The sequence below is a fragment of the Pectinatus brassicae genome, from assembly GCF_014201835.1.
GTDB classification, from domain to species: domain Bacteria; phylum Bacillota; class Negativicutes; order Selenomonadales; family Selenomonadaceae; genus Pectinatus; species Pectinatus brassicae.
In genome coordinates this window covers 22,956-44,289 of sequence record NZ_JACHFH010000019.1, presented here as the reverse complement: position 1 = coordinate 44,289, position 21,334 = coordinate 22,956, and the positions used below count along the sequence as shown (strand labels likewise).

General features: G+C 36.1%; 23 protein-coding genes. All 23 read left to right on the top strand.

Features of this window, described 5'->3' with window-relative positions:
* Positions 1-41: 41 nt before the first annotated feature.
* Positions 42-404, top strand: coding sequence for a response regulator (locus HNR32_RS08405; protein ID WP_183861611.1), 363 nt, complete (start codon positions 42-44; stop codon positions 402-404).
* The gene (locus HNR32_RS08400) at positions 404-955 is read left to right on the top strand and encodes a FliO/MopB family protein (RefSeq protein WP_183861609.1); all 552 of its coding nucleotides are present in this window, start codon (positions 404-406) and stop codon (positions 953-955) included. The genes HNR32_RS08405 and HNR32_RS08400 overlap by 1 nt, the downstream gene beginning before the upstream one ends.
* Positions 956-1,026: 71 nt before the next feature.
* The gene (gene fliP, locus HNR32_RS08395; RefSeq protein ID WP_183861658.1) at positions 1,027-1,725 is read left to right on the top strand and encodes a flagellar type III secretion system pore protein FliP; all 699 of its coding nucleotides are present in this window, start codon (positions 1,027-1,029) and stop codon (positions 1,723-1,725) included.
* A 10-nt stretch (positions 1,726-1,735) separates the two neighbouring features.
* Positions 1,736-2,005: a flagellar biosynthesis protein FliQ gene (gene fliQ / locus HNR32_RS08390; protein ID WP_183861607.1), complete on the top strand. Its 270-nt coding sequence runs from the start codon at positions 1,736-1,738 to the stop codon at positions 2,003-2,005.
* Positions 2,006-2,118: 113 nt separating this feature from the next.
* The gene (gene fliR, locus HNR32_RS08385) at positions 2,119-2,850 is read left to right on the top strand and encodes a flagellar biosynthetic protein FliR (protein ID WP_260162659.1); all 732 of its coding nucleotides are present in this window, start codon (positions 2,119-2,121) and stop codon (positions 2,848-2,850) included.
* The gene (flhB, locus tag HNR32_RS08380) at positions 2,804-3,934 is read left to right on the top strand and encodes a flagellar biosynthesis protein FlhB (protein ID WP_183861603.1); all 1,131 of its coding nucleotides are present in this window, start codon (positions 2,804-2,806) and stop codon (positions 3,932-3,934) included. Before fliR ends, flhB begins: the two co-directional genes overlap by 47 nt.
* Positions 3,935-3,982: 48 nt before the next feature.
* Positions 3,983-6,052 (top strand): flagellar biosynthesis protein FlhA, encoded by a 2,070-nt coding sequence (flhA, locus tag HNR32_RS08375; RefSeq protein ID WP_183861601.1) that lies wholly within the window; start codon positions 3,983-3,985, stop codon positions 6,050-6,052.
* Positions 6,053-7,345 (top strand): flagellar biosynthesis GTPase FlhF, encoded by a 1,293-nt coding sequence (gene flhF, locus HNR32_RS08370; RefSeq protein ID WP_183861599.1) that lies wholly within the window; start codon positions 6,053-6,055, stop codon positions 7,343-7,345. It abuts the gene before it with no gap.
* 5 nt (positions 7,346-7,350) lie between these two features.
* On the top strand, positions 7,351-8,250 hold the full coding sequence (locus HNR32_RS08365) for a MinD/ParA family protein (RefSeq protein WP_183861597.1): 900 nt from the start codon (positions 7,351-7,353) through the stop codon (positions 8,248-8,250).
* 18 nt (positions 8,251-8,268) lie between these two features.
* A complete protein-coding gene (locus tag HNR32_RS08360) occupies positions 8,269-8,955 on the top strand; it encodes a flagellar brake protein (protein ID WP_183861595.1) in 687 nt (228 codons plus the stop codon).
* 12 nt (positions 8,956-8,967) lie between these two features.
* Positions 8,968-10,005 carry a protein-glutamate methylesterase/protein-glutamine glutaminase gene (locus tag HNR32_RS08355; protein WP_183861593.1) on the top strand — a complete coding sequence of 346 codons (1,038 nt, stop codon included), beginning with the start codon at positions 8,968-8,970 and terminating at the stop codon, positions 10,003-10,005.
* 23 nt (positions 10,006-10,028) lie between these two features.
* Positions 10,029-12,086, top strand: coding sequence for a chemotaxis protein CheA (locus HNR32_RS08350; RefSeq protein ID WP_183861591.1), 2,058 nt, complete (start codon positions 10,029-10,031; stop codon positions 12,084-12,086).
* A gap of 18 nt (positions 12,087-12,104) precedes the next feature.
* On the top strand, positions 12,105-12,581 hold the full coding sequence (locus HNR32_RS08345) for a chemotaxis protein CheW (RefSeq protein ID WP_183861588.1): 477 nt from the start codon (positions 12,105-12,107) through the stop codon (positions 12,579-12,581).
* A gap of 21 nt (positions 12,582-12,602) precedes the next feature.
* A complete protein-coding gene (locus HNR32_RS08340; RefSeq protein ID WP_221300592.1) occupies positions 12,603-13,208 on the top strand; it encodes a chemotaxis protein CheC in 606 nt (201 codons plus the stop codon).
* 1 nt (position 13,209) lies between these two features.
* Positions 13,210-13,695, top strand: a complete 486-nt coding sequence (locus HNR32_RS08335; protein WP_183861584.1) for a chemotaxis protein CheD — start codon at positions 13,210-13,212, stop codon at positions 13,693-13,695.
* 13 nt (positions 13,696-13,708) lie between these two features.
* On the top strand, positions 13,709-14,092 hold the full coding sequence (locus HNR32_RS08330) for a hypothetical protein (protein ID WP_183861582.1): 384 nt from the start codon (positions 13,709-13,711) through the stop codon (positions 14,090-14,092).
* Positions 14,093-14,166: 74 nt separating this feature from the next.
* A complete protein-coding gene (locus tag HNR32_RS08325) occupies positions 14,167-14,925 on the top strand; it encodes a FliA/WhiG family RNA polymerase sigma factor (RefSeq protein WP_183861580.1) in 759 nt (252 codons plus the stop codon).
* A 182-nt stretch (positions 14,926-15,107) separates the two neighbouring features.
* Complete coding sequence (locus HNR32_RS08320) at positions 15,108-16,727, top strand: flagellar assembly protein A (RefSeq protein WP_183861578.1); 1,620 nt, start codon at positions 15,108-15,110, stop codon at positions 16,725-16,727.
* Between the two features lie 21 nt (positions 16,728-16,748).
* Positions 16,749-17,075 (top strand): hypothetical protein, encoded by a 327-nt coding sequence (locus HNR32_RS08315; protein ID WP_183861576.1) that lies wholly within the window; start codon positions 16,749-16,751, stop codon positions 17,073-17,075.
* 60 nt (positions 17,076-17,135) lie between these two features.
* Complete coding sequence (locus HNR32_RS08310; RefSeq protein ID WP_183861574.1) at positions 17,136-17,783, top strand: hypothetical protein; 648 nt, start codon at positions 17,136-17,138, stop codon at positions 17,781-17,783.
* A gap of 129 nt (positions 17,784-17,912) precedes the next feature.
* The gene (locus HNR32_RS08305) at positions 17,913-18,644 is read left to right on the top strand and encodes a pseudouridine synthase (RefSeq protein WP_183861656.1); all 732 of its coding nucleotides are present in this window, start codon (positions 17,913-17,915) and stop codon (positions 18,642-18,644) included.
* Between the two features lie 2 nt (positions 18,645-18,646).
* Complete coding sequence (locus tag HNR32_RS08300) at positions 18,647-19,885, top strand: BaiN/RdsA family NAD(P)/FAD-dependent oxidoreductase (protein WP_183861572.1); 1,239 nt, start codon at positions 18,647-18,649, stop codon at positions 19,883-19,885.
* 148 nt (positions 19,886-20,033) lie between these two features.
* Positions 20,034-21,329 (top strand): 3-phosphoshikimate 1-carboxyvinyltransferase, encoded by a 1,296-nt coding sequence (gene aroA, locus HNR32_RS08295; RefSeq protein ID WP_183861570.1) that lies wholly within the window; start codon positions 20,034-20,036, stop codon positions 21,327-21,329.
* Positions 21,330-21,334: the final 5 nt, after the last annotated feature.

Below are 21,334 nucleotides of genomic sequence, written 5' to 3'. Positions count from 1 at the left end.
AAAAATTATATTTAATAATATATTGTGGAGGAGAAAATATTATGGCAACAAAAGTTTTGGTAGTAGATGATGCGGCATTTATGCGTATGATGGTGAAGGATATTTTATCGAAAAATGGATATGAAATCGTAGGGGAAGCTGAAAATGGCGCTGTAGCATTAGCTAAATATCAAGAATTAAAGCCAGACTTGGTTACAATGGACATAACGATGCCGGAAATGGATGGAATAACGGCAGTTAAAGAAATAAAGAAAACAAACCCCGATGCTAAAATTATTATGTGCAGTGCAATGGGACAGCAAGCTATGGTTATTGAGGCTATTCAGGCCGGAGCGCGTGACTTCATTGTAAAGCCTTTTCAGCCAGAACGTGTATTAGAGGCTGTTCGTAAAGTTGTAGGATAATGAAAAACAATAAATATGTTTTCTTTTCTGCGGCTGTTTTTATAGTTTTTTGTTTCATGCCTGTAGTTACGGTACTAGCCGCCGGTGATTCTTCATCTGGCGGCTATTTATCTCAATATCAAAATACACCTAATCCACATCCAACAGGTACCTCGTGGTTAGCTACATTTGGCTATTTATTGACGTTGCTGGTTATTTTCTTATTTGTAGTGGGCTTAGCCTATTATGTTTCACATTATTTAGGCGGTCGCTTGGCAAAAACGTCATTAAAATCAGAAAATGCGGCGTTATTATCGCATTTTTCTCTTGGCCCTAATCGTGCTGTTTGTATTGTGGAAATTGCCAGCCATGTTTTAATATTAGGGGTTACTGATAATAATATTTCATTATTGAAAGAAATTACAGATATTGAAGAAATCGAAAATTTGCGCAAAAACAGCAGCAAAATGCTGGAAACAGATATTTTCGGCGTTTTTGGGCAGCAATTTAATTCTTTGGATAAAATCTCCAAGCGATTGCCTGGACTTTTTAAAAATAAATATCATAAGTGAGGAAAGGTTTTCATGCTTTGAAAGAATACCTTAAAATTTTAATATTATTAAGTGTTTTTTGTTTTATACCAATGCATGCCTTAGCGGCTCCAATACCATCAGCTAATATTAACATTGGTGTTGGTAATTCTAATAATCCCCAGGATGTAGCAAATACATTGCAGATAATGGCAATGCTGACAATTTTGTCCTTGGCACCAGCCATATTAATAATGACAACAGCATTTGTGCGCATCGTAGTTGTTTTATCATTTTTAAAACAGGCGCTTTCTTTGCAAAATGCACCACCAACGCAGGTTATTATTGGTCTAGCAATGTTTTTGACATTTTATATTATGTCGCCATATTGGTCGCAAGCTAATCAAAATGGGCTACAGCCTTATTTAGCCGGGCAAATATCACAAACAGAAGCGTTAAACAAAGTAGCTGAACCAATGCGGGAATTTATGTTCAAGCAAACCAGAGAGTCAGATATTGCGTTATTTGTGAATTTATCACAGGCTAAACGACCACAAACCCAAGATGATGTATCAATTTTCACATTAATACCAGCTTTTATAATTAGTGAATTAAAAACAGCATTTCAGATAGGGTTTATGATTTATATACCATTTATTGTTATTGATATGGTTGTAGCCAGTACGTTGATGTCAATGGGGATGATGATGCTGCCACCAACGATGATTTCATTGCCATTTAAGATACTCTTATTTGTAATGGTGGATGGCTGGCATTTACTGATAAGTTCTCTTATCCATAGTTTTAAATAGGAGGAATAATATGTCCGGTGATACAGTAATTAATTTAGGACAAAACGCCCTGCTTATGGTGTTGATGATATCAGCACCGATGCTGGGGCTGGGATTGGCAGTTGGTCTGTTAGTAAGTGTTTTTCAGGCAACAACCTCTATTCAAGAACAGACTTTGGCCTTTATTCCTAAAATAATTGCCGTGTTTGTAGCCATACTTATTTTTGGGCCATGGATGCTTACGATGATGGTTGACTATATGGCACGGATTTTCATTAATTTACCTAATTATATTGGTTAGTATTTATTTTAGGAAAGGAAAAGCCAGATATTCATAATATATGAATATAGCAGTTTTGCATCTTGGATTTATTTAATATATTGCAAAGTCATATAGGGGTTTTTCTTTTAATTTTGGCGCGAACAAGTGGTGTTTTTTTAGTAGCACCATTTTTTGCTAGTGAAACAATACCAATGCAGATAAAGGCAAGTGCCGTGTTTTTTTTAACAATTGTTCTGTTTCCTGTCGTTGATGCCCAGGGAACATTAGTTTTGCCTAATACTTTGCCAGCATATACCATGGCGATTTTAATTGAAATATTGGTAGGCTGGTTGATAGGTTTTACGGCTTTTGTAATTTTGTCGGCGATTAATCTTGGTGGACAGCTGATTGATATGCAGATCGGTTTTGCTATGGTAAATGTTATGGACCCAACTTTAAGACAGACTTCACCGCTGATGGGAAGTTTTTTGTACAATATATGTATTCTTGTATTTCTAATTACAAATGGGCATTATATATTAATTTCTGCTTTGGCAGAAAGCTTTTCAACTATAGCACCACTTACGGCCCATTTTGATGGCGGAATTGTCATGCTTATAGTCAATATGACAGGACATATTTTTGTTACAGGTCTGAAATTGGCATTGCCAGTTTTATTTGCTATATTATTGACAAATGTAGGATTGGGTGTTTTAGCAAGAACAATGCCGCAGATGAACATTTTTGTTGTGGGAATACCGGTGCAGATAGTATTGGGATTATTTGTTATTGGCATGATGCTGCCATTTTATTTAGTTTTTTTGGATGTGACATTTAATGAAATATATAAAAATATTACCGTTATGCTGCAAGCCATATATTGATATTGCAGATATTTCTTTTGACTTGCAATTGTTTGCTGGTGAAAAGACAGAAGATCCAACAGCCAAAAGAATGAGTGACGCCCAACAAAAAGGGCAGACTGCAAAAAGTCAGGATTTGTCGGCATCAATTGTAATATTAATAGGTTTTTTCTCTCTATGGGGATATGGAAGCTATATGTATGATGAGATAAGTCATTTTATGGCTAAGGTGTTTACGAGTTTTCCTACTTCAATTGATGTGGAATTTGTTTGGCAGTTGGTACTAAGCGTAGTAATTGTCTTAGCAAAATCACTTTTACCGATTATGTTTGCGGTATTATTGGCGGGATTGGCTTTGAACTATTATCAGGTTGGTTTTATCTTTACAATGGAACCACTATCGTTTAATTTAAACAGACTTAATCCTATTACGGGGATGGGACGTATTTTCTCCAAGCGTTCATTAATGGAATTATTTAAATCATTAGCAAAAATATTAATTGTAGGGTATTTTGTTTATCTGTATATTATTGATCAGGTTATTCAGATGCCTAAAATTATCTTTATGGATTTACAGATGGCATTGGTGACAATAACAGATGTTATCTTTCGCCTAGCCTTTGAAATTTGTGCAGTTTTATTGGTATTAGGAACGATTGACTTTATGTTCCAAAAATGGCAGCATAAACAGGATTTAAAAATGAGCAAGCAGGATATTAAGGATGAATTTAAGCAAAGCGAAGGGGATCCGCAAATAAAGGGGAAAATAAAGCAAAAGCAAAAACAGATGTCGATGCAGCGTATGATGCAGGAAGTTCCGCATGCTGATGTTATAGTTACTAATCCAACTCATTTTGCTGTTGCGTTAAAATATGAACAGGGGATGACTGCACCTGTTATAGTTGCTAAAGGTCAGGATTTGGTTGCTAAACGAATAAAGGAAATAGCCCGTGAAGCTAAAGTGGTTATAGTGGAAAATAAACCATTGGCACGGGCTTTATATTTATCAACTGAGATAGGCGATGTTGTTCCGCAGGAACTGTATAAAGCGGTAGCTGAAGTACTAGCCTATGTCTATCGTTTAAAACATAAAAAATTAGCATGATAAATAATAGCTATTTGAGAAAATAGTTTTAAGGAGTAGTATAAAATTATGGCGACGCCTTCAGCTTCTACGGCAAGAAATTTTATAAATAAGTATAGTGATGTTGGTATCGCATTGGCTATTGTTACAATAGTTATTATGATGATAATACCTTTGCCTACATTTTTATTGGATTTGTTGTTATGCCTTAATATCACCTTGGCATTGACTATTGTTATGGTAACTATTTACAATGTAGAGCCATTGGATTTTTCTGTATTCCCATCATTATTGTTAATAACTACATTATTTCGTTTGGCACTTAATGTGTCGTCAACACGACTAATTTTACTGGATGGCTATGCGGGAGAACTTATAACAGCATTTGGTAATTTCGTTGTCGGGGGTAATCCAATAGTTGGTTTTATTGTTTTCGTAATTTTGATAATTATACAGTTTGTTGTTATAACGAAAGGGGCAGAACGTGTAGCTGAAGTTTCTGCTCGTTTTACGTTAGATGCTATGCCCGGTAAACAGATGGCAATTGATGCCGATTTAAATCAAGGGGCAATTAATGATACAGAGGCTAGAAAACGCCGTGAAAAAATTCAGCATGAGGCTGATTTTTACGGTGCGATGGATGGTGCCAGTAAGTTTGTTAAAGGGGATGCTATTGCTGCGATTATAATTATCATAATCAACATATTTGGTGGTTTTATAATTGGAATGGCACAGCGTAATTTAAGCATTACACAATCATTACAGCAATATACACTGCTTACCGTAGGTGAAGGCCTTGTAAATCAGATACCAGCACTGATGATTTCTACAGCAACAGGTATTATTGTAACCAGGGCAGCATCGAATACCAATTTAGGACATGATTTAACCAGTCAGTTATTCAGAAATCCAAGAATATTTTTTATTGCTTCAGCAGTATTGTTCTTCTTGGGTATCGTTCCGGGACTGCCAGGTGTGCCCTTTAGCATTTTGGCAATAATTGCGCTTGTTATTGGTTATAGTCTGCATAAATCAGAAGAAGCAGCTATGGTTACTGACGAAGTCAAAAAACATGAAAAAGATAAGGAAGATATAAAGAAGCCGGAAAATGTAATATCCTTGCTGCAGGTTGATCCGATGGAATTGGAAATAGGCTATAGCCTTATTCCACTTGTTGACACGGGGCAAGGCGGCGATTTATTGGAACGTATTGTCATGATTAGACGTCAATGCGCTTTGGAACTAGGTTTAGTAGTTCCTACTATTAGAATACGCGATAACATTCAGATTAAGCCCAATGCCTATATTATAAAATTAAAAGGAATTGAAATTGCTAAAGGCGAATTATTACTTGATCATTATTTAGCAATGAATGCTGGGGCTGTCGTAGAAGAAATAGAAGGGATAGAAACAGTTGAGCCGGCATTTGGATTGCCTGCCATTTGGGTAAGCGAGACACAGCGTGAACAAGCTGAGCTTAATGGCTATACTGTAGTTGATGCTGTTTCGGTTTTGGCAACGCATTTGACCGAGGAAATAAAGAAACATGCTGATGAAATACTTGGACGACAGGAAACACAAAATCTTATTGACAATATTAAGAAAACAAGTCCATCTGTGGTGGAAGAACTTATACCTGATATTTTAGCAGTGGGCGAAATACAAAAAGTTTTGGCTAATTTACTGCATGAACGTGTTTCTATCCGTGACATGGCTACGATTTTGGAAGTCTTGTCAGATTATGCCAGAATAACAAAAGATGTTGATATTTTGACGGAATATGTGCGGCATGCATTATCCCGCCAAATCACAAATCAATATATACAAAATAATGTATTGCCGTGCATTTCGTTATCACCTGATATTGAAAACAAGGTAGCGGCGGCAATACAGCGTACTGAACGTGGTTCATATATCAATCTTGATCCAGCTACTACAAAAAAAATGATTGTAGAAGTGAACAAAGTACTACAAGAGTTGACAAATATGGGCTATCAGCCTATTATTTTGACAGGGCCTGCTATAAGATTTTATTTCCGCAACTTATTGGAACGCTCTATATCAGGAGTAATTGTCTTATCACAGGCAGAAATAGAACCAAGCGTGGAAATACAGATCCTTGGGGTGGTGAAACTATAATTGCAGATTAAAGTATTTAAAGAACGCGATGCTAAAGCAGCAATGGACAAAGTAAGATTGGAATTAGGCCCTGATGCGGTCATTTTACACACAAAGAAATACACTACTGGTGGTATTTTTGGTTATGGCGGTAAACAGGTGGTAGAAGTAACAGCGGCTATTGAAGATCGTCCAGCAGCCCCTATTTTGCCGCAAGTAAAAATAAGTAATAAAAAAATTTCTCAAACAGCGGAAAATACTACTAAAATGTCCCCTGTTTTGGAAAATGTACAAACGGTATTGCCAAAACAGGTTTTGCAAAATTACGCCAGTAGGCCAAAGCAGGAAGAATTTTCAGCGGTACAAATGCCAGTATATAATATGGACACGACCCAAGTGACTGAAGGTCAGGGAGCAGCTGTAAATAGCACTGATGATAATTTAAACGAGCATAAACAGCAGGAAAAAATAGCGCAGCTTCAGCAGGAATTATTGCAGATGAAAAGCATGCTTGATAAGGCATTACACAGAAAATCAGCTGATAATGGCGATGAAGATATTTCCTTAAAGGATGCATTAATAGAACAGGAAGTAAATGAAGAGATAATCAATGATATTTTAGCCGATACAGCAGAAGCCTTTATTAGCAAAGATTCTGCGCAGGCTCAATCAATGCTGCTTAAGTATTTGAATAGCCATATGGGTAATGCTGGAATAGAAATGGCTAAGGGAAAAAGTAAAATAGTAGCACTTATTGGGGCTACTGGTGTAGGAAAAACTACAACTTTAGCCAAAATTGCCTCACGCTTTGTTTTAGAACAGGGACTGCAGGCGGTACTTATAACAGCCGATACATATAGAATATCTGCTGTAGATCAATTAAAAACATACTCAGATATCATTGGGCTGCCTTTAGAGATTGTTTATTCACCAGCAGAACTTAAAGAGAAAATAATTAAGCATAAAGATAAACAATTGATATTGATTGATACTGCTGGGCGTAGTCAGCATAATGATTATCAGCTGATGGAACTGCATGATTTATTGGCAGTTGATGATAGTATTGAAAAACATCTTGTGTTGAGTGCTACCACGAAATATAAGGACGTAATAGATATAATAAGAAAATTTTCTTTGTGTGCACCTGATAAGGTGATTTTTACTAAGACAGATGAGACTGCCAGTGTGGGAATGATACTAAATTTATTGGTAAAATATCCCATAATATTGTCATATTTTACCAATGGACAAAGTGTCCCTGATGATATTTTTCCGGCACAGGCAGAAAATTTAGCTGAGCTTTTGTTGAGGTAATTGATATGAATGATCAAGCCGCTAAATTAAGAGAATTAATCGAGCACAAGAAAATTTTAAATAAAGAAATTATTGATACACCGCTCATCCGCAATAGTAATCGCTTTGGAGCACATACTATTGCAGTAACAAGTGGTAAGGGTGGTGTAGGTAAGACAAATTTTACGGTTAATCTTGCAATTGCCCTTGCGAAATTAGGCAAAAAAGTACTTGTTATTGATGCTGATTTAGGACTGGCAAATGTAGAAGTCATACTAGGCTGCTCATCTAAATATACGATGATGAATTTATTGTCTGATGATATATCACTTTCAGAAATCATTTTAGATGGTCCCGAAGGCATAAAATATATTTCCGGTGGGTCGGGTTTTGAACAATTATCAGATCTTTCACCAGCACAACGCGAATACTTGTTAAATAAGCTATATGACTGTGAAAATATTGCTGATATAATATTAATAGATACAGGGGCGGGAATAGGACGCAATGTCCTTGATTTTTTAATAGCATCTGATGAAATATTCTTGCTGACAACACCTGAACCAACGTCGTTAACGGATGCTTATGCAGTAATAAAGGCATATAAAGCGCATGCAGCAGCCACCAGTGTAAAATTAATTGTAAATAAGGTTTATGATGAAAACGAAGGATATGAAGTAAGTTCAAAATTAATTGCGACTGCTAGAAAATTTTTGGATATAAATTTAATAAGACTCGGACTTATATATGATGACCGCAATATGGTTAATGCTATAAAAAAACAAATACCACTTTTGCTATCCTATCCAGATACTGCTGCTGCAAGATGCATAACAAAAATAGCAGAATCAATTTTAAATGGTGGAAGTGTGAAAGTTAAGCGAGGCTGGCGTTATTTCTTACAGCGTTTAATTTTCTCTAGGTAAATTATGGAGGATTAAGTTATGGGAAGACTAGATATTATAGCAACTAAAAAAGTTATAAAAATCGGGCAACGGATAGAAATAATAGAAATTGGCGATAATGAAATTGATAAAGAGGCAGTATATAATAGCCGGATTGAAGATATAAAAGAAAATGAAATATCAATTGCATTACCGATAGACTATAGATTGTGTCCAATTATTCCAGTAAGAGCAGAACGTATACGCGGACGGATTGTTGAAAGCAGCAGTGCATATGAGTTTACAGCAACGTATAAAAATATTGCTAATATTCCTATTCCCGTATGGGTTATGGAGATTTCTGATACTGTAGAAAAATGTCAAAACAGAGAATTTGTTCGGGTTAAATTGCAGATTCCATTAAAAATTACGCCAACCTTGGAAGATGGCAGCAGAGCCAAATCGTTTAAGACGACAAGTATTGATTTAAGCGGCAATGGTTTGTCATTTATAACGCAGCAGGAAATACCGTTGGGCAGTAAATTGATCTTAGAAACATCTTCTATTGCAGCTATTGGACGAATTTCTATTTTTATAGAGGTAAAACGGTGTTTTTTGGCGAAAGATAATTATTATGTGATTGGCAGTAAGTTTGTGAATTTGCCAAGAATAACTCAAAATAAACTAGTGAAATATTTATTTACAAAACAAAGAGAAATAATCGCAAAAGGAGTCAAAGTCAAATAAGGAGGGAATGCTATGATACGTGTTTTAATTGCAGACGATTCTAGTTTTATGAGAAAAATTTTGTCGGATTTATTTATACAAAGCGGCAAATTTGAAGTAATTGGCACTGCTAACAATGGTAAGGATACTATTGATAAAGTTTTACGATTAAAACCGGATTTATTGACACTAGACATTAATATGCCCGTTATGGATGGGTTAAAAGCACTGGAAGTAATAATGAAAGACTGTCCATTACCTGTAGTTATGATAAGCAGTCTCACAAAGGCAGGGGCAGAAGAAACAATCAGGGCTCTGGAATTAGGAGCTGTTGATTTTATTAATAAAACTAGTGGTAGCATCTCAAGAATTGATACAATAAGCAATGAAATAATAAATAAATGCTATGCTGCCGCTAAGGCTAATTTTAAGGCAGCCATGCGGACAACTAGTATTGTAAAAGCACAAACAACAAGGAGTATATTTCCAGCAATGAGTTCTGGTAAATTAATCGCTATAGGAACATCAACTGGTGGGCCTAAAGCTTTGCAGCAAGTAATAACTAAATTACCGTCAGATATCCCTTGTGGGGTTCTGGTTGTACAGCATATGCCGCCAGGCTTTACTAAATCTTTGGCTGATAGACTTGACCAGTTGTCACAGGTACGGGTTAAGGAGGCAGAAAACGGTGAACCGATAAAGCCGGGCTGGGTTTACATAGCTCCGGGAAATTATCATATGATTGTAAATCAGGATAGCCGTGGGAATACTATAGCATTAAATCAGAATCCTCCAATCGGCAATCATCGTCCGTCGGTAAATGCCTTATTTGATTCAGTTGTATCATTTGGTAAAAACTTAGTGTCAGTGATACTTACTGGGATGGGTAATGATGGTGCCAGCGGAATGCAGCATATAAAAAAAGTTCGTGGCTATATAATCGCAGAAGATGAGTCTACCTCAGTTGTTTATGGTATGCCTAAGGCTGTGGTTGAATTGGGCATAGCCGATGAGGTATTGCCTATAGACAAGATATCAAATGCAATAGTTAATGCAGTGAAAAGAAATTAATATAGTTTTGGGGGAATATAAAAATGGATAATAATCAGTATATGGAGATGTTTTTGGAAGAATCAAGAGATCATTTGCAATCGCTCAATGAGCGTCTCCTTGATCTTGAACAAGACCCCACTGATTCAGATGCTATAAATGAAATTTTTCGCAGTGCCCATACTTTAAAGGGAATGTCTGCAACAATGGGGTATAGTAAAATTGCTGAACTTACACACGATATGGAAAATGTCCTTGATTTAATCAGAAATGATAAATTGGTAGCAAACGAGGATATTGTAGATGTTTTGTTCAAATCAATTGATGCGCTGCAGCAGATGGTGGATAATGTAAGTAATGGTGAAGCAGAGGACTTAGTGGAAGTAAAGGATTTAGTAGATAGATTAAATCAAATTGCTTCTGGTTCTACTGAAGCATCACCAGCCAAGGCAGCACCAGTAGTAAATAAACAGCCAGCTGCGCCGATCACTGAAAAATCTACGGAAAAAAGTAATTCTCAGCAAGATATTGTGTTAACAGATATAGATATAGATTTAATACAAAAGGCTAAACAATCAGGTTTACGGGCACTTCATATAAATGTTGAATTAATTGAAACCTGTGTATTAAAAGCAGTTCGCTCATATATGGTAATGTCAGCCTTGGATGAAGTTGGTGATGTTATCAAAACAATTCCTTCGACAGAAGATTTGGAACAGGAAAAATTTGAATATTCTTTTGATATTGTTTTAATAACTGGTGAAGAAGAACAGCAAGTAAAAAATATATTAATGGAGATTTCTGAAATTCAAAATGTTACGGTTCAAGTGTTGGAAGTTGAAGCACCAGTTAAAGCACCAGTTAAAGCAGCTGCACCAGCAGTAGTAAAAGATGACAAAAAACCAGCAGCGCCTGACAAGAAAAAACAGGCTATTCAGCATCATGATAATATGAAAAGTGGTCAGTCCGTACGTGTTGGTATAGAAAAACTGGATTCATTAATGAATTTAGTTGGAGAACTTGTTATCAATAAAACTCGTTTAGAACAAATTGGCAATACGCATCGTATCGCAGAACTTGTTGAAACAGTTGAACAGATGGACCGAGTTACTGGCGATTTACAGTCTATTGTAATGAAAGTCAGAATGGTTCCAGTAGGGCAGGTATTTAACAGATTTCCTCGTGTAGTACGTGATTTGGCCAAAGAGTTAAATAAAGAGGTGAATTTGACTATTGAAGGTGAAGATACCGAACTTGACAGAACTGTTATTGATGAAATTGGCGATCCATTGGTACATCTTATTCGTAATTCTATGGATCATGGTGTCGAACATCCAGATGATCGTGAAGCTAAAGGCAAGTCCAGGGTGGGACAAGTTGGACTTATTGCCCGCCATGAAGGCAATAATGTAATTATAATGGTTACTGATGACGGTGCGGGCATAAATGCAGCAAAAGTACGCAGTAAAGCTGTTGAAAAAGGTGTTGTAACCCAAGAAGATGCTGACAATATGACTGATGCTGAAGCAGTAAGATTGGTCTTTCTGCCAGGCTTTTCTACCTCAGATGTTATTACTGATGTATCAGGTCGTGGTGTTGGAATGGATGTTGTGCGTACGACGATAGAAGCATTGGGCGGCGTAATTGATGTTGAAACAAAAGAAAATGAAGGCAGTATATTTAAAATAAAATTGCCGTTGACTTTGGCGATAATCCAAGCGTTATTGGTAAATGTACAGGAAGAAATTTATGCTATTCCATTAGCGGCTATTGATAGTACAATCAATATTACACCGGAAGACATAAAAACAATTCAAAATAAGGAAACAATAGTTATTCGTGGTGAAATAATTCCTATTGTTCGCTTGGACAAGGCATTAAATTTAGAAGCAACTGAAGATGCAGAAGAATTATACGTGGTAATTGTTCATGTAGGTGATAAAAAATGCGGCATTATGGTCGATAAACTCATTGGACAGCAGGAAATTGTTATTAAAACATTAGGTAAGCTGTTATCGGGCATTAAGGTTATTTCTGGCGCAACTGTATTAGGAAATGGACAAATTGCACTGATTTTGGATGTTGCTATTTTAATGCAATAATTTTAGGAGGAATTTACTATGGAACAACATGAAGTTTCGGCGAATGAAGTGCAAATAGTTGCATTTAAATTAAAACGTGAAGAATATGGCATTAGTATACTAAATGTAGAAGAAATAAAAAGATTAACAGATATAACACGAGTACCATTTACACCTGATTTCATAAAAGGTGTTATGAATTTACGCGGCAGTGTACTTCCAGTAATAGATTTGAAAAAACGCATAGGATTACCTGATGCTAAATATTCTGATGCCACAAGAATTATCGTCGTTAAATTAGAAGATATTACGGTAGGCATGATAGTTGATGCTGTTACAGAAGTATTGGCTATAGACAGTACTCATATAACAAATGCCAAGCAGATCACCTCCACTGAAAGTGATGTACATTCAGAATCGAATAAATTTCTTAGTGGTATTGGTAATTTAAATAATAGACTCGTTATTTTATTAAATCTCTCTGAAATATTAGGGTTAAATGGCGAAATAAAATGAGGTGAGCTTGTGTCAGAGAATATGTTGAATTTATCGGCCATGCAGCTTGATGCTATCCGGGAAATAGGCAATGTTGGCGCGGGAAATTCTGCGACAGCGTTATCGCAGCTTATCAATAAAAAAATTGATATGGATGTGCCCAGTGTTTCAGTAGTTCCGTTGGCTGATGTTCCTGATTTGGTCGGTGGTCCGGATACCATGGTTGTAGGAATTTTTTTGCGGGTATATGGCAAGGCTCCGGGAAGTGTATTGTTTTTAATGCCCAAAGAAAGTGCTTTTTATCTAGTGGAACATTTACTAGGTGATCAAAAAGCAGATAATGGCGAATTAAACGAGATGGATCAGTCGGCACTGATGGAAATTGGTAATATTTTGGCGGGTGCATATTTAAATTCACTATCATATTATACTAAGCTGACATTACTGCCATCAATTCCAGCTATGGCAGTGGATATGGCCGGTGCAATTTTAAATGTCGTAATAGTGCAGTTAGGTCAGATGGGAGATCATGCTTTAGTCATCGAAACACAGTTTTTATCAGAAGATGACGGCATAAATGGACATTTTTTCTTGATTCCTGATTCGGGGTCACTCCAAACAATTTTGAACGCAGTGGGAGTGAAATAATATGGCTGAATTATTAAAAGTTGGAATAGCTGACTATAAGGTTAGCAAGGCTCCTGACAAGATTGTCAGTTATGGCCTTGGCTCCTGCATTGGAATAACCTTATATGATTCAGTAAGTAAGGTGGGCGGATTAGTACACATCATGCTGCCTGACAGTACACAAGCTAGAGCAACAGAAAATTTGGCTAAATTCGCTGATACAGGCATACCATTGTTATTAAAAGAAGTGTTGGCATTAGGCGCAATAAAGTCAAGACTTGTTGCTAAACTAGCTGGTGGAGCACAAATGTTTCAATTTGCTGGAACCTCTGATATTATGTCTATAGGCAATCGCAATGCCCAATTTGCCAAAGAAACACTGCAAAAAAACTCTATAAGGATCGTTAGTGAAGATTTGGGTGGTACTTATGGACGTACTGTTGAGCTTGATTTAGAAAATGGACTTTATAAAATAAAAACTATTAACAAAGGTGAAAAAACAATTTGATAGGTGATTTTTTATGGATATAATGGATGTCAGGGCAATTATAATACGTGGTTTTAAAAATGGTTGGCTGCAGATATTTGTTATATCCATATTACTAGGATGCATATCGGCAGCCAGTGTTATGGCTGCTGGTGCGATAAAGGATTTATCATATTTTATAATTTTCAAAAGAATGTGCTTTGTGTTTTTGTTGGTATTGAGTTGGAGCTTTTTACTGTTGTTAATTTTCACAGTTGCAGCAATGCCGTATTTAACAAAACATTGTTTTGTTAAAAAAGAAACAGCAGTAAAGGCTGAAGCTGATAATCATAATAATGATAGCAACAATAAAACTAAGATAGAAGAAGCTGCAGAAGATACTACACAAGATACTACACAAGAACAAACACTGTCATAGCTAAAAATATTTAAGGGCGATATAATATTGCAACAAATGTTATATTAGCCAGTGAATAAAAGGAGGCACGAAAATTGCAAAAGGATAAATCCCTTTCTGCCACCGATATTGATGATTTATGGAAAGAATATAAAGAGACTAACAATATAGAATTACGTAACCAATTAATCGAAAACTACTTGCCGCTCGTTAATAAAATTGCTGGGCATATATCTTATAATTTACCATCTCATATAGAGCGGGATGAATTAATGAGCAGTGGTTTTTTTGGTTTAATGGATGCAGTGACCAGATTTGACGTTGATTTGGGGATTAAATTTGAAGCATATGCCAGAAATCGTGTACGTGGAGCAATATTGGATTATTTACGTTCTAAGGATTGGTTATCGGTATCTTTGCGAAAAAAAATTAAAATTTATGAAAATGTTTATACTGAGCTGGAAGTAAAATTACAGCGCACACCGAAAAAACAGGAATTAGCTGAAGCGTTGTCCATGACCATAGATGAATTGCATCAACTTGAAGCAAAAATAAACACAGCTTCATTGACATCATTAGAAGATTATATTAATATCGAATATGCAGGTGGGCAAAATAATAGTATAGATAAAAAAATTGATCGTGAATTTGTACAGCAAAAATTGTCCGAAGCTATTGATAAGCTGCCAGAAAAAGAAAAATTAGTGATTTCACTATACTATTCTGAAGAATTAACATTAAAAGAGATTGGTTTAGCCTTGGAGTTATCTGAAGCAAGAATCAGTCAATTACATAAAAAGGCTGTTTTACGGCTTAGGGGGTATTTAGCGCGGTCTAAAGCCGATTTTTTTTAATTTTATCCCAAGATAGAATATATAATTTTAGTTGTGCTGTAGGTTTGTTTGCCAATAATCGTCAGAATAAAAAAAACTCAACACTTTTATAGTGTTGAGTAATTTATAATATAGAACATTAGGACTACTTAATTATGTATCAGTAATTAGGATTCTAGACGTCCTGACGGGGAGGATTTTATATGTCAGATACCGCCATAGGAAGTAGAGCTGAAGGGTATTTGCTGGAGTTTCAGGATGAAGCTGTTTTTTTGACAGTATATCCACAGGAGACAAATCAGAGTACTTTTACAGATGTCACATTATTATGTGCAATTTTAAAAAAACATAATATTCAAAAATACAAGATAGCAGATTTATTAAAAATAATAGAGCTGCATGATGGTACGCGTCAGCAAATAAGTGGAGCCGGTATGACCGTTGGTGAAGAGGCGGAAGAAAAATCGTATGTACCTATTATCGAAGTCAGTAAAGATAAAATGAAAGCTGTTATATATTTTGAAGGGCCGGAAGAGTTGTTTAATTTTGATAAGGCTTATATAATGAAACAGCTGGCAGATATGAATATATCGTACGGGATAAATGAAAAAGCAATTGAAGAATATCTTAAATATCCCAATCAGCGTATTGTTATTGCTCAGGGCAGACAGCCAATTAATGGTGAAAATGCTTATATAAAAAAATATATTGATTTTTCCAAAAAGGGACGTCCAAGCGAACAACAATATGGAAAAGTTGATTATAAGGATCTTAATTTGTTCGTGTTGGTTTCCAAGGGCGATATATTAGCTGAACGTATACTTCAGACCAAAGGTGAAGTGGGAATGAATATAATGGGACAGGAAATAGCCTGTCGCCCTGGTAAGCCAATACCTCTTTTGAAGGGGAAAAATACCGATATATTAAATGATAATACACTTATAGCAATGCTCGATGGTCAGGCTATTGATGAAAATAACAAAATATCAGTTGATCCGCGGATTGACATAAATAGTGATGTGGATTATGCAACGGGAAATATAGATTTTAACGGCAGTGTTTTTATTAGAGGGAATGTGCAGGAAGGTTTTACAGTTAAGGCACAAGGGGATGTTGAAGTAGGCGGAACTATCACTGGTGGCGTCGTAGAAGCACGTAATGTCTATATAAATGGCGGGATTTTAGGAATGCGTCATGGCAAGGTTTATGCTCGGGAAGATATACGCACTACTTTTGTAGAAAATGCCGATATAACAGCCGAACGTGATATATTTATATCAGATGTTGCACTGCATTCGGTAATAAATGCTGGAAGGCGGATTAATGTCAATGAAAAAAGAGGACAAATTGTTGGGGGATATGTTGTAGCGGGAATGCTGATTGATGCGAAACTTATTGGTAATGCAATAAATGTTGCCACTCGAGTGGAAGTCGGTATTAATCCCATAATTAGTAAAAAATATAAAACATTAGCTGGTAAGATTGAGGCTGCCAAAAAGAAATTAAAGACAATAAAAAGCACTCTAGTCGTATTCGAGGCCAAAATGGATAGGCTGACCTTGGATCAAAAAATGAAATTTGCCGAAATGAAAAGAATGCAGTTTCCTTTGGCTGGCGAAATAGAAAGAAATGAAAATGAATTAAAAAGTATTGGTGAACAATTAAAAAATATGGAAAATGCCAAAATTAAAGTTGCCGATAAAATTTATCCTGGGGTAAAATTAGTAATATCATCGCTACTGTATGCGGTTCAAATAGAAGCACAGCATTGTACATTTTCTGCTGATAGAGAAAATGGCTGTGTAAAAAATGGACCATATTAAATTTTAATGGAGGATAAAGCAATGTCAGTGGATCCTATAGCTAATTTACATGCGATGCTGCCTAATAGTTCTGAGGTTGGTAAAATGCAAAATCAAATGAATCAGCAAATAAACGCAGCCCAAAATTTTGGGGCAGAAAAACTGCAGGAAGAAGCCGATGAAAAACAGTTGCAGGTGCAGACCAAAGATGATATAGAAGAAGGCAAAATTCGTAATGATGAAGAAAAACAGCAAAATATGCAGGGGAATTCTTCACATGAAAGAAATGCAAAATCTGATGCTGACGAAGAGGAAGAAGAGAAATTAACTGATGCTATCCGTGGACATAATATAGATATAAAGTTGTAAGAACAGAGTGCTTTAATAAATGAACAGAATTAAAGCACAGGTTAAATATAGAGGTGGATAATGTTTACGGAGATATTGGGCATAATTATCATAATTGGAATAGTATTGGTGCTGATAATACGTCATAATAGTGCGAATATTGTACCTGATGATAATGTGCAGACAGGAACAGCAGCTAATCATTTCAAAAGAGAATTAGAAGTCACAGGCAATGAAATACTACAGCGAATTGATCAAAAAATTGATGAACTGGAAATGGTTATTGCTACAGCTGATAAAAAATTAGAAAATCTAAAAATTTATAGTGCGTTATTGGCAGAATATGAAAACAAAAAAACATTAACTATGCCGCAAGAAGCATCAAATATTAAGGCTAAAAATTTTGATAAAGTTTTGGCAGCTGCTGAAAAAAATGAATATGGCGGCTCAATAGATATAGTAGCTCCCAATGATGAGGCTATGTTGTATTCAGAGCTTTTGGAAAATAAGACAGCAGTTAAGAAAAATCGACCTGAAATGACAAAGGATAAATCGGCAGTGATAAAAAATAATAAAGACAGACATGATTTATCGCAAATGGCACAAAGTGTTTATGCTCTTTTAGATAAAAATATGACGGCAGAAGAAATAAGCCGTCAGTTGTCAGTAGGGCGCGGGGCGATTGACATGATAGCCAAGATGTATAAAAATGATAAAAAAAGCAAATAAAAAATACAGCCATTGTACAGAGATATTATCTGCGACGATGGCTTTTTTGTTAAAAATAATAATTGTGCTTGTCAGTTTTGTCTATATAAGTTAGAATAAATAATATTATATTAAACTGGGCGGAGGATAATTTTGGAACGATTACAAAAGTTTATTGCAGATTGCGGTATTGCATCACGGCGGGCAGCAGAAAAACTTATTGCTGATGGCAGAATAAGTGTAAATGATGATGTAATAACGACGCAGGGAATTAAAATAAATCCTGTTAGTGATGTTGTAAAGTATGATGGCAAAATAATAAAAAAATGCGATGAAAAAATATATATTATGCTGAATAAGCCTAAAGGTTATATTTCGACGGTAAAAGATGAACAGAATCGAAAAACAATAATGGCTTTGGTTACGGATATTGGACAGCGTATTTTTCCTATCGGACGGCTTGATAACAATACTGAAGGTCTATTGTTGATGACAAATGACGGTACATTAATGCAAAATGTACTTCACCCTAAATTTAAGGTGGAAAAAACTTATATTGCACGTGTTGCCGGTAAATTGTCCAATGATGAATTGTGTGCACTGCGCCAGGGTATACAATTATCTGAAGGAATGACAGCACCGGCTGTTGTAGAAAAATTATCGTATGACGATGAATTTAATCAGGCAAAGATTTCTATAACAATTCATGAAGGCCGTAATCGTCAGGTAAGACGTATGTTTGAAGCAATCGGTCATGATGTTTTAGCGCTTAAACGTGTTAGTTTTGCCGGTCTGACACTGCATGATTTAAAACGAGGCAAATATCGTATGTTAACCCAGGAGGAATTGGAACGTCTGTCGGTTTATTTGGCAGATAATTAATTATGAAAAATATAATAATAGTTGGTGCAGGTGCTGCGGGACTTATTGCTGCCATCACAGCTGCACAAAATGGAGCAAAGGTTACGCTGCTTGAGCAAAAAGACCGTATCGGCAGGAAATTGATGATTACGGGGAAGGGCCGCTGTAATATAACCAATACAGCTGATAAAAATACTTTTATAAAAAATATACCAGGTAATGGTAAATTTTTATATAGTGCTTTTGATAGTTTCTTCAATGAAGAAACAGTAGAGCTTTTTAATAATATTGGTGTACCAACTAAGGTAGAGCGTGGTGGACGTGTATTTCCACAAAGTGATAGTGCTGTTGATGTAGTCGATAGATTAAAAGAAAAGCTTTATGAGTTAGATGTAAATTTAAGATTAAATACCAAAGTAACAAAGCTCATTATAAAAGATGCGAAGCTTACAGGCATTCAGACCATTCATAATGAAATTTTACAGGCAGATGCTGTTATAATGACGGCTGGTGGGGCCAGCTATCCACTAACGGGTTCCGACGGCTCAGGTTTTGTATTGGCCCAGCAAGCCGGGCATACAATAAAAGATTTAACGCCGTCACTTGTTCCATTAGAAAGTGACATCCCTTGGGTAAAGACTTTACAGGGGTTATCCTTGCGCAATGTAAGGCTTACGGTCTTTATTGACAATAAAAAATCCGAGGATGTATTTGGTGAAATGATGTTTACCCATTTTGGTGTAACCGGGCCGCTGATATTATCTGTCAGTCGGAAGATTGCTATGGCCTTGAAAAAAAATAAAGATGTATATTTGTCAATTAATTTAAAACCAGCACTTACGCCGGAACAAATTGATGCAAGAATACAGCGGGACTTCATTAAATATACAAAAAAGCAGATAAAAAATGCTATGGTGGATTTGCTGCCGCATAAAATGATACCAATAATTCTTGATTTAGCCTATATTGACGGAAATAAACAGGTTAATGATTTTACAAAAAAAGAGCGTATGCAGCTTGTGGAAATATTGCGCAATTTACCTGTAGACGTAACGAAAACACGACCATTGGCTGAAGCTATTGTCACTTGTGGTGGTGTGAATGTTAAGGAATTAAATCCTAAGACAATGCAGTCTAAATTAATCGACAATCTGTATTTTGCGGGAGAAATTATTGATGTTGATGGATATACAGGCGGCTTTAATCTACAGGCAGCATTTTCTATGGGATATGTAGCAGCAATGGCGGTAACACAGGAATAATAAAAGAAAGTAAATATAATCCTAATATTTGCAGGAAAAAATTACAATTAATAGAATTAATATCAAGTACTAGAAATATAAATATATGATTATAAAATATGCACATAAATGACGGGAATTGGCTTATAATCTTGAAGGGGACGAATAAATGGCAGATAAGATAATTGAAGCAGTAAATACGGGACTACATGGTGAAGTGACAATTCCTGGCGATAAATCAATATCACACCGCAGTGTTATGTTTGCTGGACTATGCAATACGCCTGTTCGTATTGTTAATTTTTTGCGGGCACAGGATTGTATGTCTACCGTGAAATGTATGCAGTCTTTGGGAATTGATATAAAGGACAATGGCACAGATATTGTTGTTTGCGGTAACGGACTGCATGGTTTAAAAGAACCACAGAAAATTATTGATGCTGGTAACTCAGGGACTACTTTGCGGTTGATGATGGGAATATTAGCTGGACAGAAATTCGTAACGACATTTTGTGGGGATGATTCTTTAAGCCGCCGCCCTATGGGACGGGTCATTTTGCCGCTTATGCAAATGGGAGCGCAGATTGTCGGCAGAAATAAAAATACATTGCTGCCAATAACTATTGTGCCACAAAGCGATGATTTACAAGCAATAACTTATAAAATGCCTATGGCCAGCGCTCAGGTTAAATCAGCAGTTTTATTGGCAGGCTTATTCGCTAAAGATACGACAACCATTATCGAAACTTATCCATCACGTGACCATACAGAAAGAATGTTAAAGGCTTTTGGTGCGGATATTGAAGTACTTGATAATATTATAAAAATACGGCCAGCAGAAAAGCTGACAGCGCCTGACTCTATAGAAATACCAGGCGATATAAGTTCAGCAGCATATTGGCTGGTAGCAGCATCAATTATAAAAGACAGTGATATTTTTATAAAAAATGTAGGTATGAATCCTACACGCACCGGAATAATTGATGTGCTTAAAGATATGGGGGCAGATATCGGGCTTGTAAATGAACGTACAGCCAGTGGGGAACCAGTTGCTGATTTACATGTTCGTTATGCTAAGCTGCACGGAACACAGATAGAGGCAGAGATAATACCGCGTCTTGTTGATGAAATTCCAGTAATTGCTGTTGCTGCGGCAGTAGCAGATGGTGTTACTACAATAAGCGGAGCACAGGAACTGCGTGTTAAGGAAAGTGATCGCTTAAAGGTAATTTATAATGAATTTAGTAAATTTACTGCGGGGATAGTTGAAAAAGAAGATGGTCTTATTATTACCGGCAATAATACCTTTAAAAATGCCAGCTGTGATTCCTGTGACGATCATAGAATCGCCATGTCGTTGGCAGTAGCTGGTGCTGCTGGTGCCGGAATAAATATTAAGCAGGCACAATGTGTTAATATTTCTTATCCGGAATTTTATGCTACATTAGATAATTTAAAAAAATAAATTTT